This window comes from Roseburia sp. AM51-8 (assembly GCF_003478275.1).
Classification (GTDB): domain Bacteria; phylum Bacillota; class Clostridia; order Lachnospirales; family Lachnospiraceae; genus Pararoseburia; species Pararoseburia lenta.
Genome location: NZ_QUEY01000002.1, coordinates 568,817 through 584,144, shown reverse-complemented (window position 1 = coordinate 584,144; position 15,328 = coordinate 568,817). Strand labels below are relative to the sequence as shown.

Sequence of the window (15,328 nt, the reverse complement as noted above, 5' to 3'; positions counted from 1 at the left end):
TGTCGCCCGGCTTCTGTGATGAGCCTATGATGCTCATCCAAAAGAAAGACGCTTCTTCCGGCAAATGCCTTTCCGATCGGCAGTTTTTCACCCTCGGTCACCGCATGGTCGATGATGTGATAGGTGCAGTTACAGGTGATCTCCGATGGTCCGTAGAGATTGACAAACATAGCGTCCGGCAAAGCTCCTGCCAGAGTTTTAACTGTTTGTTCGGCATAACCTCGCCACTGAACATGACACGCTTTATCTCTGTCGGCACCCGGTACTTCAAGCCTCCCAGAGAAGAAATAATGGTCAGTGCCGATACCGCCCAGGTCAGGCTGGTCACATGTCGGTCACACAAATAATCCAAAAGCAGTGGTGGTGCCGAAAAATAGGTGCGCGGAATCAGTACCAAGGTTGCTCCGGTCATCACACAGGAGTAGATATCCTTGACCGACACATCAAAGTCAAAGGGAGCCTGATTTCCCAGACGATCCTCTTTTGTGATGGAAAAGGTCTGTGTAAAATGTGAAATAAAATCAATGACAGCACCATGACTGACTACAATTCCTTTTGGCATGCCGGTGGAGCCGGAAGTGAAAATACCGTATAGAATATCGGTCGGCCGGCTCTTGGCTCGGATCTTCTGTAATTTGACTTCTGCGACCAGATCATTCCAAGGCTGGTCGGCTGTATTTTCCGCAGTGCCACTATCTTCTGTAACCTTATCCGTCACATCATAGGAAGGCAGCAGCGTTTGCATAGCCGTGAGCCTTGGTCTGTCTTCTGTCTCTTTCTTTTGCATAGTACTCAGGATCTGCTTTACATTTTCCATGTATTTTTCATCTGCGATCACAAGGCTTGGTCGTAAAACCGAAAAGATCCTCTGGATGCGGTCTTGGGGCTGCATAGGATCGACCATCACATAAAAGCCTCCTGCATACAAAACGCCAAACATATGTGCCAGGGTCTGTGTGCTCTTTTCCGCAACGATGACCACGGCATCCTGTCTTTTCATCTGATCACACAGGACACTGCCGATCCGCTTTGCCCGATAGACCAGTTCCGCCCACATCAAAGATGTATTTTCGTCCTCCACGGCAATCTGTGTCGGATACTTCTTTGCCGTTTTTTCCAAATAATCCAGTACATTTTCCATCTTTTCTGTCCTTTCTCTCTTGTCTTCTATCATTAGACGCAGACACCTATCATTTGTTACAATCTTTTTTCGTCCTATAGTATGGTGTTTATTTCTTAACAATCCCCTAAAAACACTTCTTAACTTTTCTAAATCTTTTCTTTGGAAACAGATGTACGATCCATATAAAAAAGCCACAAGAGATATGTTTTTCTTACATATCCATTGTGGCTTTTATAGCATTAAGATTCAATGAGGCAAGTCTTTAAGATTTGCTTAAGAATTTATTCATTGCCATAACAAAGTTTTAATCTGGCAAAAAAATCATCCAGAATCCGCGGTGCTTTTTCTATATGCCGCTTTTGTCCTGCGACATTTTCCAGCAGTGCAATATACAACGGCTCCTCACACTCCCGCATGGCTTCTTCAATAATGAAACGCGATCCCTCGGAAGTTGGAAGATCTGCCCTGTTTTCTATAAAATCTTTGGCTCCATGATAGATGGGAACATCATCAATATTCATAAGTTTTAAGAGTTTACAACCTTCTTCATAACTCTTTTCCATACTGTGTCCAGCCTGCGGCTTCAATGCCGGTATGGTACGAAAGCGCCACTCAAAATTAGCCGCAATAATACCCACCACATCTTCGGTCGGGCAGAGAAGATGATATCCTCCTGTATCAAAGTGTTGGTAATGTGCGGCATAGCACCATTGGTCAAGACACAGGAAATAATTGCCGGATAAGATCCCTTCGTTTCCAGTGCTCCCCTATGGAATCCCATAGAAGTACATTCTACCTGGACAATACTTCCATCCTCTGCGATCCTTACGGGTTCTGCGCATGCCTGTCGGCTGAAAGTACCACTGTGCGTCTGTCTGTGGTGGAAAATATACCACTGTCCTTTTATGCATGCCAGACTTCCATGATCGTTTGCCGTCTGATTGGTGCGATTTTCCCCACTTCTTCCGTGGTATCCCACATCTCCATTGGAAATAATGGTTCCGCCAAAATGGTAAGGTCCATTGTAGTTCTGACTTGTTGCATAGCAAAGTTCATTGCTGTTTTCTATCGGGGTGATTTTGAATGGATTTGCACAAAGTTTTACTGTCATGATGCTTGGCAGAATAATGCAGGCTGCCGGTATCATTGTCGATCACTGGGGCTGGCGCATGATCTTTTATAGTCTGGCAGTTTTGTGTATCATTGCTCTTGTGGTTGCTTTTTTCGCCATGGATAATGTTCTGGAAAATGAACATAGTAAACTGGATATTTTATCTGCCATTCTCGCAGTTACTGGATTTACCGGTATTTTGTATGGTATCAGCAACCTCGGTAAAGGTTCGATCTTTCAACTTTCAACCGGTTTTTCGGTCAGTCTTTGATCACATCCCTTCGCACAATTTCCGGTGCGCTCGGCAGCACCATCTTTATGTCTCTGGAAGCCATACTAGAAGATAGTATAGGTATTATGGCGGCAATGCAGATCTGCTATGTTGGTATGACATTTGTCGGTGTACTTGTACTTGTATCCGCAATTTCTGCAAGAAGATGCGATTAGAAGATGGATATTTTCTAACTAAAAAACACCCCAGGGCAAAAGTCCTGAGGTGTAATATACTCTTCTGAAACATCGTAGGATGTTCTGAATTGTGAAAATCCTATCTCTTTGAGAACTGCGGTGCTCTACGAGCTGCCTTCAAGCCGTACTTCTTACGTTCTTTCATTCTAGGATCTCTTGTAAGATATCCGTTAGACTTCAGAACCGGTCTGTAATCAGCGTCTACCTGAAGTAATGCTCTAGCAATACCGTGTCTGATGGCACCAGCCTGACCTGTGTAACCGCCACCCTTAACGTTTACTAAAACATCGAACTTGTCAAGATTGTCTGTAGCAACGAGTGGCTGACGAACAACAACCTTTAAAGTCTCAAGTCCAAGATACTCATCGATATCTCTTTTATTGATTGTGATCTTACCTGTTCCAGGTACTAAATATACTCTAGCAACAGATGATTTTCTTCTTCCTGTTCCGTAATACTTTGTATTAGCCAATGTGATTTACCTCCTTACCGAATTAAAATGTCAACTCTTCTGGTTTCTGAGCTGCATGCTTGTGATCTGGGCCAGCGTATACAAATAACTTTGTGTACATCTCTCTTCCTAAAGGTCCCTTTGGAAGCATTCCCTTAACTGCATGTTCGATAACTCTTTCAGGATGCTTAGCTAACATCTCCTTTAAAGTTGTCTCTTTCATTCCACCAACATAGTCTGAATGATGATAATAGATCTTCTGGTCTAACTTCTTACCAGTAACCTTGATCTTCTCTGCATTAACAACGATCACATAATCTCCGCAATCAGCATGAGGTGTGTAAATCGCTTTGTTCTTTCCTCTTAATACCTTAGCAACTTCAGAAGCAAGACGACCTAATGTCTGTCCTTCTGCATCTACTACATACCATTTTCTCTCAACCTGACTTGGGTTTGGCATATAAGTCTTCATTTGGTTTCCTCCTTAAATAACATAAAGCGTCAGTCTCGTACAATGTCCGAAATACGATCACTGACATGTCTATAGTCAAAACACGTTTCGGGGCTAATGAAACTGTGCTTCTAAACTACATCAGCCGTTACATTATATTACGCACACGGCTTTTTGTCAATTCTTTTCTATAAATATTCCAGCCCGATCATGGTAAGTCCATGCGCCGGTGCTGTCGGTCCTGCCAATTCTCTGTCCTTTCCCGCAAGGATGCTTTCCATATCCTCCGGCTTTTTGATCCCTGCGCCCACCTGGATCAGGGTTCCGGCTATGATGCGCACCATATTGTAAAGGAATCCATTCCCCTGCACGCGGATACGGATCATGTCTCCCTCACGCACCACATCCAGTGCATAGATCATGCGCACATAAGTATTGGTCTGCGCATGCACGGACGCAAAGGAAGTAAAATCATGTTCCCCCACCAGATAAGCCGCCGCCTTTTGCATGGCACTGACATCCAGCGGATAGTGATAAAAATAACTTGTCCTTCTCTCCAGCGGCTGGCGGAAACGACAATTTAAAATACGATATTCATATGTCTTCCTGCTTTTGGAAAAACGTGGGTGAAAATCCTCTGGCACCTGGCAGGACTCCTGCACCACGATATCTTCCGGCAGGCGCTGATTGAGTGCAAAAGAGATCTTCTCTGCCGGCATTTTGGTATGGGTTTCAAAAACAGCAACATTGCCCAGAGAATGCACACCGGCATCCGTCCGGCTGGCTCCCGTCACCGTGATTTCTTCCCCTAAAAGAGAACTCAGGGTCTCATTGAGCACCTGTTCGATCGTAATCCCGTTTGGCTGGATCTGCCATCCGCAGTAGTTGGTTCCCTCGTATGCCACAACCAGTTTTACCCGCATTAAAGCACCACCTTTATGACCATCAAGAGGACAAAGTAGGCGATCACGACCACATACGCCAGACGATCGACCTTATGATAGACCAGTGGCATCATCTTGGTCCTGCCCTCGCCACCAACATAACATCTTGCTTCCATCGCCAGTGCCAGATCATTGGCACGGCGGAACGCTGATACAAAAAGCGGTACTAAGAGCGGCACCATATTCTTTGCCTTTTTGACAAGTCCACCCGTTTCAAAATCCGCACCTCTTGCCATCTGCGCCTTCATGATCTTATCCGTCTCCTCGATCAGGATCGGGATAAAACGAAGGGCGATTGACATCATCATTGCGATCTCATGCACCGGTACATTGATCTTCTGCAAAGGCTTCAATGCCTTTTCCAAGCCGTCCGTCAACTGGTTCGGGGTTGTCGTCAGCGTCATCACGGACGATCCCATGATCAGATAGACCATGCGGATGGTCATCAGCACCGCATTGCGCAGTCCTTCCCGCGTGATGTGGATCTTCCAGATACTCCAGAGCACCTGTCCAGGTGTCAGAAAAAGGTTAAAAAGACCCGCGATAACAAGCAGGATCATAATAGCCTTGAGTCCGCGCAGCATAAAAGACAAAGGCACCTTGCTCAGGGCGATCACGCCAAATAAAAAGGCGGTCATGACGATAAATCCCACAATGCCGTCAAAAGAAAAAACACTGATGATAAACAGAAGTGTTGCAAATAACTTTGTCCGGGGATCCAGTTTATGAATGACAGAATCCGCCGGATAATATTGTCCTAATGTAATATCTCTTAACATAATTCTATCCTATCAGGCGTAGTATCGCCTCTTTTGCTTCGTCTACGGTCGTCGCCTCTGTTGACACATCCATGCCCTTTTCCTTCATCTCATGCATCAGGTATGTCACCTGCGGTGCCGCAAGTCCGATCTCCTCCAACTCCTTATAATGATGAAAGACCTGACGCGGCGCATCATCAAACTTGACATGTCCGTGATCCATGACAATGATACGGTCTACATACTTTGCCACATCTTCCATACTATGAGAGACCAATATAACCGTGTTGCCATATCTGGCATGCATATCTGCGATCATATCCAGGATCTCGTCACGTCCTTTCGGATCCAACCCCGCCGTCGGCTCATCTAAGATCAGCACCTGCGGTTTCATGGCGATCACACCGGCGATTGCAGCACGACGCTTTTGTCCTCCGGACAATTCAAAAGGAGAAACATCAAAATATTTTTCCGGCAAGCCACATTTTGCAATGCTTCATAGGCACGAAGCGTAACATCCTTTTCCGGCAAGCCCTGGTTCTTAGGACCGAAGCAGACATCCTTAAAGACTGTCTCCTCAAAAAGTTGATGTTCCGGATACTGAAAGACCATGCCCACCTGCATACGCAGATCACGAAGATCATAATCTTCCTCATAAATATCCTGTCCGTTAAAGTAGATCGTGCCTTCCGTCGCCTTCAGCAGCCCGTTCAGATGCTGGATCAGGGTCGACTTTCCGGACCCGGTATGCCCGATCACGCCGATAAATTCACCGTCATCGATCTGCAAATTCACATGATCCAGTGCTGTGATCTCATATGCTGTTTTTTCACTGTAACGATAAGATACATTATCTAATATAAATGACATAATTCACCTTATTTTCTCTTGTCTGCCACTTTTTGCAGGGCATCGATCAATTCTTCTCTTGTCAGAATACCATCCGGTATAGCAAGTCCCGCTTTTTGCAGTTCATGCGCCAAAAGCGTGATCTGCGGCACATCCAGCCTGTGTTCCTTGAGTGTCTCCACCTGTGAAAAGATACCACGCGGATTGCCCTCCAAAACGACTTTGCCCTGATCCATGACATATACATAGTCTGCGTCCACAACTTCTTCCATATAATGTGTGATCAAAATAATGGTCACACCTTTCTCACGGTTGAGCGCATGCACAGCCTCCAAAACTTCCTTTCGTCCATTCGGATCCAGCATAGCAGTAGGCTCGTCCAAAATGATACACTTTGGCTCCATCGCCATAACTCCGGCGATCGCCACACGCTGCTTTTGTCCACCGGATAATTTATTGGGAGAGTGTTCCCGATACTGCCACATACCGACAGCCTTCAGGCTCTTTTCCACCCGCTCCCAGATCTCCTCTGTCGGCACACCGATATTTTCCGGTCCAAAACCGACATCTTCCTGTACCACACTGGCAATGATCTGATTGTCCGGATTCTGAAAGACCATACCGGCTTCCTGTCGGATATCATAGGTCAGGCTCTCGTCCGATACATCCATGCCGTCTACGATCAGAGTTCCCTCGCTCGGTGTCAAAAGAGCATTCAGATGCTTGGCAAAGGTAGACTTGCCCGATCCATTATGTCCCAATACCGCGATAAACTGTCCCGCTTCCACGGAAAGATCCATATGATCGAGGGCTGTGCGGATGCTCTCCACATTGCCTTCTTCATCGCGGATGATATATTCATGTACTAAATCTTTTGCTTCAATGATTCCCATATCTGTTCCTTTTTACCAGTGCAGGCGATGCAACTCGCCCTCCAGTTTCATGTGGTCGAAATGATTCTGACGCAATGCCTCATAGAGGACGATCGCCACAGAATTTGACAGGTTGAGTGATCTTGTCTCACCGATCATCGGGATACGGATGCATTCCTCCGGGTGCTCGACTAAGATCTCCTCCGGGATACCTGCACTCTCCTTGCCAAACATGATAAAACAGTCCGGCTCAAAAGACACATCCGAATAGACATGTTTTCCCTTGGTCGTTGCATAATAAATCTTTGCTCCCGGGTTGCGTTCCAAAAAGTCATTCCAATCGTCATAACGCGTCACATCCAACTGATCCCAGTAGTCCATGCCCGCGCGTTTGACAGTCTTGTCATTCAACTGAAAGCCCAGCGGCTCAATCAAATGCAGTCTTGTCCCGGTAGCCACACAGGTACGACCGATATTTCCTGTATTTCCCGGAATTTCCGGTTCATGTAAAATAATATTCAGCGCTGCCATTTACGCACCTTTTCTTTCTTCTCTTAATTCTGTCACAAATTCTTCCAGACGATCCAATGCCACTTTCAGATTATCCAAAGAGTAGGCATAGGAAATTCGCAAAAATCCCTCTCCGCAAGCACCAAATGCCGTACCCGGCACAACAGCAACCTTTTTTCGATTCAAAAATTCTGTCGCAAATTCTTCCGATGTCATGCCAAATTCCTGAATAGATGGGAAAATGTAAAAAGCACCAAAAGGCTCAAAGCATTGCAGATGCATCTCCTCAAAACGATGGATCAGATAGCGTCTGCGCCCATTGTATTCTTCCCGCATGTGTGCCACGTCCTCGTCACAATGACGCAATGCCTCAACTGCCGCATACTGGCTGGTCGTCGGCGCACACATGATCGCATACTGATGGATCTTTAACATCTGCTTGATAATGATCTTTGGCGCACAGGCATAGCCCAGTCGCCATCCGGTCATGGCATGGGACTTGGAAAATCCGTTGATAAGGACAGTCCTCTCCTTCATGCCCGGCAAAGATGCGATGGACACATGCTTTTCCAAATAGGTAAGTTCTGCATAGATCTCATCACTTAAGACATAAAGATCATGTTTCTTTACCACATCCGCGATCGCTTCCAGATCCTTTCTTTCCATGACAGCCCCGGTCGGGTTGTTCGGAAACGGCATGATCAGGATCTTGGTCTTATCCGTGATGGCTGCTTCCAATTCCTCTGCCGTCAGACGGAACTGATTTTCCTCTTTCAGGTTGATCACTACCGGAACGCCTCCTGCCAAAACCGTACATGGCAGATAAGAGACATAACTCGGCTGTGGGATCAGGACCTCATCCCCGGGATCTAACATAGTACGCAGGGCAATATCGATTGCCTCACTACCGCCGACCGTCACCAGGATCTCATCCCGATAATCATATTCCAGATCAAATCTGCGATGCAGATAATTCGCGATCTCTACCTTTAATTCCTTGAGACCTGCATTGGAGGTATAAAACGTACGTCCGCGTTCCAGAGAATAGATTGCCTCGTCACGAACTCTCCATGGTGTATCAAAATCCGGCTCACCAACACCCAGTGAGATCGCATCCTGCATTTCACTGACAATATCAAAAAACTTTCGGATGCCGGATGGCTCAATTTCTACGATGGTCTTTGACAGTGGGTTTCTCATAGGCTCACCAACTCTCTCTCATCCTTGCGCTGTTCTGCCATGATCGTGCCATGATCCTTATATTTTTTCAAAATAAAGTTGGTCTTGGTACTGAGAACAGAATCCAGTGGGGATAACTTATCGGATACAAACTCGGAAACCTCGCGCAGGGTCTTTCCTTCCAGTGTCACCATAAAATCAAAGCCACCGGAGATCAGATAAACGGAATTGACTTCCGGATAGTTGTAGATACGCTCTGCCACCTTGTCAAATCCCATGCCACGCTGTGGTGTAACACGCACCTCGATCATGGCTGTCACCTTTTCGATCCCAGCCTTTTCCCAGTTGATCAGGGTATGATAGCCACAAATGATATGTGCCTGCTCCATCTCCTCCAACTCATTCATGATCGTTGCTTCGTCCGTTCCCATCATGATCGCCAGATCATGCATATCTATTCTGCTATTGGTTTCGATATAACTTAAAATCTTCTCTCTCATACTATCTCTCCTCATTTTCCCATCTTCCTATAAGACTTTATACAATTCATCCGTCTTTGGCGGTTCCAAAAATCTGCGTTCCTCATCCCGGATGATCACGCGGTCATTGCCCTCGGTCGCCTTGCCGATCACGGTCGCCGGGATCCCCGCCTCCTGTAATGCCAGTACCAGGGCATTTCCGTCTGCTGATGCCATCAGCATCATGCCGCTTGAGATCAAGCCATAAGGATTGACATCAAAGTATTCGCAGATCTCAACCGTTTCCTGACGTATTGGTATCTTCTTTAAATCGATTTCCAGTCCAACGCCGGATGCTTCTGCCATCTCCCAGAGAGCACCGAAAAGTCCTCCCTCCGTAACATCATGCATTGCCGCGACGCTGGACTGGGTGGCGACTGCAGCCTCCGGCACAACCGATAAGTAGCGGTCAAAGCCAATGGCAGTATCCACAAAGTCTGCCGGGAAATGTTCTTTTAACTCGGCTTCCTTTTCCTTGGCAAAGATCATCGTCCCCTCAATACCGACCCATTTACTGACGACAATATCCATGCCCGCCCTGGCTCCTGCGGTAGAGATCAGACTTCCTTTCTTCGCCTTGGCGACACCCGCGACATTGACCACCGGTTGGTTTACCACCGCGGTGACTTCCGTATGTCCGCCTAGAATCTGCATTTTGGCTTCCCTGCATGCACATTCCATCTGCTCCATGATGCGTTTGAGGGCAATCTCCCTCGTCCCATCCGGCAAGAGTATGGTCAGCATAACACCGATCGGCTCAGCTCCCGCACTTGCCAGATCATTTGCCGTGATCTGGATGGCAAGTTTACCGATATCCTTGGCTGTACCAGTGATCGGATCCGTCGACATGACAAGGATCTCATCCTCCGCGAGTGCCAATGCGGCGCAGTCCTCACCGATCCCCGGTCCCAAAATGACTTCGTCGCGCTTGTAATGCAGTTGTTTCATAACGGATCGTTTTAATACGTTCTCCGGAACTTTGCCAATCTTCATCTGTCCTCTTTGTCCTATCTACTATATATGTACCATAAGGCTGCTTGAACCCAAGCAGCCTTTTCTATGCTATCTCTTTTTGTGTAATTGCCCGCAATCCTACTGCGCCGTTGTTCCGGTCGCATCCGGTGTTGTCGTCTGTGCCTGCTGCTGGGCTGCTGCCGCCTGGGCTGCTGCTGCCTGTGCCGCTGCTGCATCGGCCGCTGCCTGGCTGCTGCCGCCTGGGCTGCTGCCGCCTGGGCTTCCGGTGTATAACTTGCGATCGTAGAACGGATCGTTGCATCATCCTTGGTTGCGATCGCCGCATTGATGGCTGCTGCCGCTTCCGGCGTAGCACCGCCAACGCCTACAGAGATCACTTCCTTGGAAGGATTATATTTGCTGTTGTTAAATACCTTGCGGCTGACTTCCACATCATTTTCATAAACGATCTTCCAAAGTCTTGCCGTATAGCCAATGTGCGGCTTGGTCGTTGTCTCGATGTAGCCTACCGGCTGATCGCCAACGGCAACATATTCCTTCTCCGGCTCTGTCTGGCTTGTCACTTCACTGACAAAATCCACACGACGGTTGGAAGGTCTGGTTTCTTTACCATAAATATTGAAGTAAATGATACCGCCACTGGTGTAACCCTCGATATAGATCGGAGTTTCCTGATTGTTCTTAAATTGCAGATCCTTGATGCCATCTGCGATCGCTGCATCCATGGACGGTTCTACATAGGAAACGATCATGGAGTGTGCGGCTCTGGTCACGATCTCAAGTTCTGCACGGATAACTGCATTGTAAAGCGTCGTCGATACCTGGCAGATACCACCGCCATAGGTCTCAACCGTCGTTCCGTTCTCATAAGAGCCAGCCGGATAATAGCCGTTCTCTGCGGTTGTCGGTCCGATGGCTTCGGAAACGGAGATAGTCTCTCCCGGATATACCACAAGACCATCCAACTTGCTTGCGCCGGTCTTGATATTGTTGGTACGTCCGTTTACCACCGTACCAAAGTCTGTATGATAAGATCCAAGTACATCCTGAATGCTTTCCAGTTCTTCCTTGGTGCCTCTCGGCTCATCTTTTTCTGTCAAAAGTTCGATGGAAGCATCTTTGCCATCCCAGTCTGTAGAAATGAAATCAGCGATCTTGACCGCAGATTTTCCGGTCATAAGGGTCACGCCCTCAGATCCTTCCACATACTCAAACTTGCCATCCACACGTTTTACCGTATTGTCCACTGCCTCTGTAACAAGGTCTGATTTGTTTTCATTTAAGAAAGCCTCAACCGTTGCCGTATCGGAAGTCAGGGAAATAGAAAAGTCCTTTTCCTTTCCAGCCTGCATATCCGCATTTGCCTTGAAGCGTTCGATCAGATTGCCTTCTTTTCCATAATTAAGGGCACGCTCTGTCACATCTGCATTCTTGGCACAAAGACCGATGTCATCGCCATCCGCCTCAATGCTCTTATCATCTGCGGTCAGTGTGAAAGTCACATCCTGATACTGGTCGACATACTGCTGCACAACCGCATTTGCCTCGTCCAGGCTCATACCGGACACATCCGTTCCGCCAATGGAAATATGCTCCGGGATAACTGCACTGTCCTGTGTTGTATCATCGGTATTCTCTTCTGCTGCAACCTGCTGCACCGGGAAAGCAAGACCTATACCGCATACGATCCCAAATGCCGCAACTAACATTCTCATTCTATTTTTCATAATAACCTCTCATCATTATTATCTCTATTCTATCGGTTCAGAGTTCATTTTATACTACCTTGCCCCCGCTTTTCAATATTCAAAGAGACGAATATCGTTGACGTGGTCCGGCAGTTTTAGTATATTTTTAAAGAAGACAGGCAAGAAGCATCGTAGCAAGCATACATCCGATGATCACCAAAATGATCACAGCAGATGCGATCCTTCTTTTTTTTGACTGCTTATAGTATGTCATTTCAAACACCTCGCTTAGTTTTCATTTATTTTAAGAAACATATCGTAAATACGACTTTGTTTCAGAAAGGACAGGGTATGCAGTTCCCTTTTTTAGCCATATTTCTCGGCATTGGCATCTTTCTTGCCATCCGTTATAAAAGCCTCAACAAGAAGCAGGATGAAGTCACACAATCTTTCTGGGAAAGAGAGGCGACTGCCAACGCGGCTCCCACTGCCAATCTTGACAATATTAAATATATTACCATCCTCTGGATAAATTTCCACTGGGTTTCTCAAAAGATCCCGCGATTTGTTCTCTGGAAAATAGCCTGAGAGATTTATCTAAAAAACGCCTCTTAAATCTGACCGGTAAGACTAACACCGAATTGAAGGAAGCCTACGGCGTTGCTAACTTGACGACCATGCAGTCCATCGGCGAGGATTTTGATCTTTTGACCATTACCCTCAAGGATTATGGTGCTGCCCTGATCGAACAGGGTCTTTTGGCAGATGCCATCAGCGTCTTAGAATTTGGCGTTGCCATCGGCACCGACATCAGCCAGAATTACAACATGCTGGGCGACTGTTATCTGGCACTCGGAAAGACAGACAAGATCTCTTATCTGATCGAGCAGGTCGAATCCAGGAACCTCATGCTGGCACCAAGTATCCTGCGGCATTTGCGGGGGCTTTTGTCCGAAGACAGCACAGACGGTCCCGTAAAAACCCCGGAAAATTTTGAGATAAACAAAAATTAAGACACAAAAAGCCTGTATATACCAAAGTTTTATTTGATATATACAGGCTTATTTTATTAGATCATATGCATCACATTGCGCAGTAAGATCTCGCCTCCTGCGACCCAGAGCAAAAGTGCTCCTGCAGCATAAGCACCGGTCTTGGACTCAAAACCGAAATGATATCCCGTGTAGATACCGGAAACAACGACTAAGATCGAACATACCAGAATAACAAGCCCCATCATTGCAATGGATGTACCGACAAAGCCGCAGGCACAACCGGCACACAGGGTATAAAAACTGGTAATGGCGATGATCTTGATATAGTCACGCACACGGATATCATCCCTGCGCTTTTCTTGGACAAATTCACGTTTGATCGCCTTGACGATCAGGCGGATTCCCAGAAGGGCAAACACAACGGTTGCCACGATATATCCGATTTCCTCTGCATTCTGAATGATCTGATGTTTTTCCAACTCATAGCAGACAAAATAGCCGCCAAAGAAAAAGATCAACTGTAATACGGTCACGATCGTACTTGCGATCATCAACGACTTACGCTTGACATCTGCAAGCATAGCCCCCTCGATCTCCATTGCGGCAAAAATATCAAGACTGATACCTGCAATGATCAATATATTTTCAATCCAACTCATGGAATCCTCCTACCGATAACTTAGAATCAAACTATGGTCTCTGCCGAAACCGCTATTTTAGTATAAGAGACTTGTTTGCTCCATTACATATGCAAACACAGACCACTGTAATAAAGCACTATACATTTTAACTGATATGTATATATCAACTGATGATTTCGATCATGGATTTCTGCGCCATAATCACATAAACTTCGACCAATTCTGCTATCGGCACCTGCATGCCGCCCTCGATCCACTGCACGGCAACATTGCATGCCATGTGGGCGTAATAAGCCGCGACTCTCTCCGGGCTCAGCCAGGATAGGTAATCTTTTCCCGCAGTTTATCCTTGTTCATCCGCTGTAAGATCAACTCCTGCACAGCATCTTCCATCATCCCCACGAAAGAATTCTGCCCCTCTAAGCGGACTGCCTTCTCATAGAAATCCCGCTCCTTTTCCATGGCAGTAAAGAGATAAGTAATCCCCTCCCGCAAAAGTCCGTTATCGAAAAGCGGCATTGCCGATTCCATCAGATCTTCGCGCACGATCCACTCCAACAATTCATACTTATCCTGAAAATGGTTATAAAAAGTCGGACGGATCACGCCCGCCTTATCCGTTATTTCCTTGATTGTAATTTTTTCGATGGGTCTTGTCTTACTTAATTCTTTCAGACTTTCCGCAAGAATCACATCGATCCCATTCTTGCCCTGATTTGCCATATGCTCTCCTAGATCATTAGTTTTACAATGGTAATGTTGTATGCGTTCCTATCTCCGCGCAGATTGATTTCCTTGCCATCCTCCAAGAGGCGGACGGTCGGTCTTTGCACAAATCCCGGATGATTTTCCACAACGATCGCATGCCTGCCATCCGACAGGACGACTTCACTCCCCACCGGATAGATACAAAAGCCTGCGTTCATAGTCTCCACGACCTTAGGATCAAACTCCATGCCGGTGCGCGACATGATATATTCGATCACCTCTGCCGGCTGGTAGGACTTACGTCCCGGCCGCTGTGAGGTCATGGTATCATAGACATCTGCCGCCTTTAATATCCTTGCATTGCGCAACAGTTCCCTGCCTTTTAAGTGGTTGGGATAGCCACCGCCATTGTACCACTCATGGTGCTGATAGACTGTCTCATTGACCTGGTCGCCAAAAGAATATTCTTTGCGCAGATACTCGTAGCCCGCCCAGGCGTGCTTCTTCATTTCTTCTTCCTCTGCCGGTGTCAGTTTGCGTGTCGCATTGACAAGATCCGGCAGGACTAAGACCTTTCCGACATCATGCAAAAACGCCGCCGTCACCAAGTCATTTAGATCATCTTCCGGCAGTTCCATCTTCACACCTAAAATACCAGCCATCACCCCGGTATTCATGGAGTGAAAATAGGTATAATCATTATAGGTCTTGATATCGACCATATTATACATGACGGCTTCGTTGGAAAGCACATCATTTACGACATTCTCAACCACCAGGCGTACCAGGCGCTCCTCTGCATCCAGTTCCACATTCTCTGCCGAACGGCAAAAAAACTGCTGGATCATGGATACCGCTTCGCTCTTGACCTCCGGACGCACCACGTCCGTTACCTGAATATCTCTTGTGATCTCATCATCGATATAGACCCCAGCGGTTCCCAAAAACTTTATGTATGTAATATTTTCATTTGTCAGTGATGTATTCGGAGCCAAAAGCATCCGCCCCGATGCATCATGAAGCCCCTGCCCCAGGACCATACCCGGCTGCAGCTGCCCCGCTGGAACATATCGCATTATCTTACCTC

The 15,328-nt window shown here is 46.8% G+C and carries 18 protein-coding genes and 2 pseudogenes; 2 read left to right on the top strand and 18 right to left on the bottom strand.

Features of this window, described 5'->3' with window-relative positions:
- Window positions 1-14 precede the first annotated feature (14 nt).
- The 3 genes and pseudogenes from DW996_RS06630 to DW996_RS06620 all read right to left on the bottom strand — a co-directional run.
- A pseudogene (locus tag DW996_RS06630) lies at window positions 15-1,141 on the bottom strand (AMP-binding protein); the annotation flags it as partial.
- A 263-nt stretch (window positions 1,142-1,404) separates the two neighbouring features.
- On the bottom strand, window positions 1,405-1,686 hold the full coding sequence (locus DW996_RS06625) for a hypothetical protein (protein WP_118535216.1): 282 nt from the start codon (window positions 1,684-1,686) through the stop codon (window positions 1,405-1,407).
- Between the two features lie 20 nt (window positions 1,687-1,706).
- A complete protein-coding gene (locus DW996_RS06620) occupies window positions 1,707-2,234 on the bottom strand; it encodes a hypothetical protein (protein WP_147403538.1) in 528 nt (175 codons plus the stop codon).
- Here DW996_RS06620 and DW996_RS06615 point away from each other — a divergent pair.
- Window positions 2,203-2,505, top strand: a complete 303-nt coding sequence (locus tag DW996_RS06615) for a hypothetical protein (protein WP_147403537.1) — start codon at window positions 2,203-2,205, stop codon at window positions 2,503-2,505. The genes DW996_RS06620 and DW996_RS06615 overlap by 32 nt on opposite strands.
- 276 nt (window positions 2,506-2,781) lie before the next feature.
- On the opposite strand, the gene rpsI is transcribed toward DW996_RS06615, so the two are convergent.
- From rpsI to DW996_RS12990, 12 genes and pseudogenes are all read right to left on the bottom strand, one after another.
- Entirely contained in the window at window positions 2,782-3,174 is a 393-nt protein-coding gene (rpsI, locus tag DW996_RS06610; protein ID WP_118280204.1) for a 30S ribosomal protein S9, read from the bottom strand.
- Between the two features lie 22 nt (window positions 3,175-3,196).
- The gene (gene rplM / locus DW996_RS06605) at window positions 3,197-3,625 is read right to left on the bottom strand and encodes a 50S ribosomal protein L13 (RefSeq protein WP_118535214.1); all 429 of its coding nucleotides are present in this window, start codon (window positions 3,623-3,625) and stop codon (window positions 3,197-3,199) included.
- A gap of 167 nt (window positions 3,626-3,792) precedes the next feature.
- Window positions 3,793-4,527 (bottom strand): tRNA pseudouridine(38-40) synthase TruA, encoded by a 735-nt coding sequence (truA, locus tag DW996_RS06600; RefSeq protein ID WP_118535213.1) that lies wholly within the window; start codon window positions 4,525-4,527, stop codon window positions 3,793-3,795.
- On the bottom strand, window positions 4,527-5,327 hold the full coding sequence (locus DW996_RS06595; protein WP_118535212.1) for an energy-coupling factor transporter transmembrane component T family protein: 801 nt from the start codon (window positions 5,325-5,327) through the stop codon (window positions 4,527-4,529). The genes truA and DW996_RS06595 overlap by 1 nt, the downstream gene beginning before the upstream one ends.
- A gap of 4 nt (window positions 5,328-5,331) precedes the next feature.
- Window positions 5,332-6,176 (bottom strand): annotated as a pseudogene (locus tag DW996_RS14810) (energy-coupling factor transporter ATPase).
- An 8-nt stretch (window positions 6,177-6,184) separates the two neighbouring features.
- Window positions 6,185-7,048, bottom strand: a complete 864-nt coding sequence (locus DW996_RS06585) for an energy-coupling factor transporter ATPase (protein WP_118280209.1) — start codon at window positions 7,046-7,048, stop codon at window positions 6,185-6,187.
- A 12-nt stretch (window positions 7,049-7,060) separates the two neighbouring features.
- Window positions 7,061-7,558: a tRNA (uridine(34)/cytosine(34)/5-carboxymethylaminomethyluridine(34)-2'-O)-methyltransferase TrmL gene (gene trmL / locus DW996_RS06580; RefSeq protein WP_118280210.1), complete on the bottom strand. Its 498-nt coding sequence runs from the start codon at window positions 7,556-7,558 to the stop codon at window positions 7,061-7,063.
- On the bottom strand, window positions 7,559-8,737 hold the full coding sequence (locus DW996_RS06575) for an aminotransferase class I/II-fold pyridoxal phosphate-dependent enzyme (protein WP_118535211.1): 1,179 nt from the start codon (window positions 8,735-8,737) through the stop codon (window positions 7,559-7,561). It lies immediately after the preceding gene.
- Window positions 8,734-9,216, bottom strand: coding sequence for an Lrp/AsnC family transcriptional regulator (locus DW996_RS06570; RefSeq protein WP_118535210.1), 483 nt, complete (start codon window positions 9,214-9,216; stop codon window positions 8,734-8,736). Before DW996_RS06570 ends, DW996_RS06575 begins: the two co-directional genes overlap by 4 nt.
- 27 nt (window positions 9,217-9,243) lie before the next feature.
- Window positions 9,244-10,227 carry an AIR synthase family protein gene (locus DW996_RS06565; protein WP_118535209.1) on the bottom strand — a complete coding sequence of 328 codons (984 nt, stop codon included), beginning with the start codon at window positions 10,225-10,227 and terminating at the stop codon, window positions 9,244-9,246.
- A 14-nt stretch (window positions 10,228-10,241) separates the two neighbouring features.
- Window positions 10,242-11,936 carry a VanW family protein gene (locus tag DW996_RS06560; protein WP_118535208.1) on the bottom strand — a complete coding sequence of 565 codons (1,695 nt, stop codon included), beginning with the start codon at window positions 11,934-11,936 and terminating at the stop codon, window positions 10,242-10,244.
- A 327-nt stretch (window positions 11,937-12,263) separates the two neighbouring features.
- The gene (locus tag DW996_RS12990; protein WP_158575243.1) at window positions 12,264-12,437 is read right to left on the bottom strand and encodes a hypothetical protein; all 174 of its coding nucleotides are present in this window, start codon (window positions 12,435-12,437) and stop codon (window positions 12,264-12,266) included.
- A gap of 101 nt (window positions 12,438-12,538) precedes the next feature.
- On the opposite strand from DW996_RS12990, the gene DW996_RS06550 reads away from it, so the two are divergent.
- Window positions 12,539-12,910, top strand: coding sequence for a hypothetical protein (locus DW996_RS06550; RefSeq protein WP_147403536.1), 372 nt, complete (start codon window positions 12,539-12,541; stop codon window positions 12,908-12,910).
- Window positions 12,911-12,966: 56 nt separating this feature from the next.
- On the opposite strand, the gene DW996_RS06545 is transcribed toward DW996_RS06550, so the two are convergent.
- From DW996_RS06545 to DW996_RS06535, 3 genes are all read right to left on the bottom strand, one after another.
- A complete protein-coding gene (locus DW996_RS06545; RefSeq protein ID WP_118280216.1) occupies window positions 12,967-13,551 on the bottom strand; it encodes a manganese efflux pump in 585 nt (194 codons plus the stop codon).
- 294 nt (window positions 13,552-13,845) lie between these two features.
- Window positions 13,846-14,256 carry a TetR family transcriptional regulator gene (locus tag DW996_RS06540; protein WP_243098692.1) on the bottom strand — a complete coding sequence of 137 codons (411 nt, stop codon included), beginning with the start codon at window positions 14,254-14,256 and terminating at the stop codon, window positions 13,846-13,848.
- An 8-nt stretch (window positions 14,257-14,264) separates the two neighbouring features.
- On the bottom strand, window positions 14,265-15,317 hold the full coding sequence (locus DW996_RS06535) for an HD-GYP domain-containing protein (RefSeq protein ID WP_118280218.1): 1,053 nt from the start codon (window positions 15,315-15,317) through the stop codon (window positions 14,265-14,267).
- Window positions 15,318-15,328 lie beyond the last annotated feature (11 nt).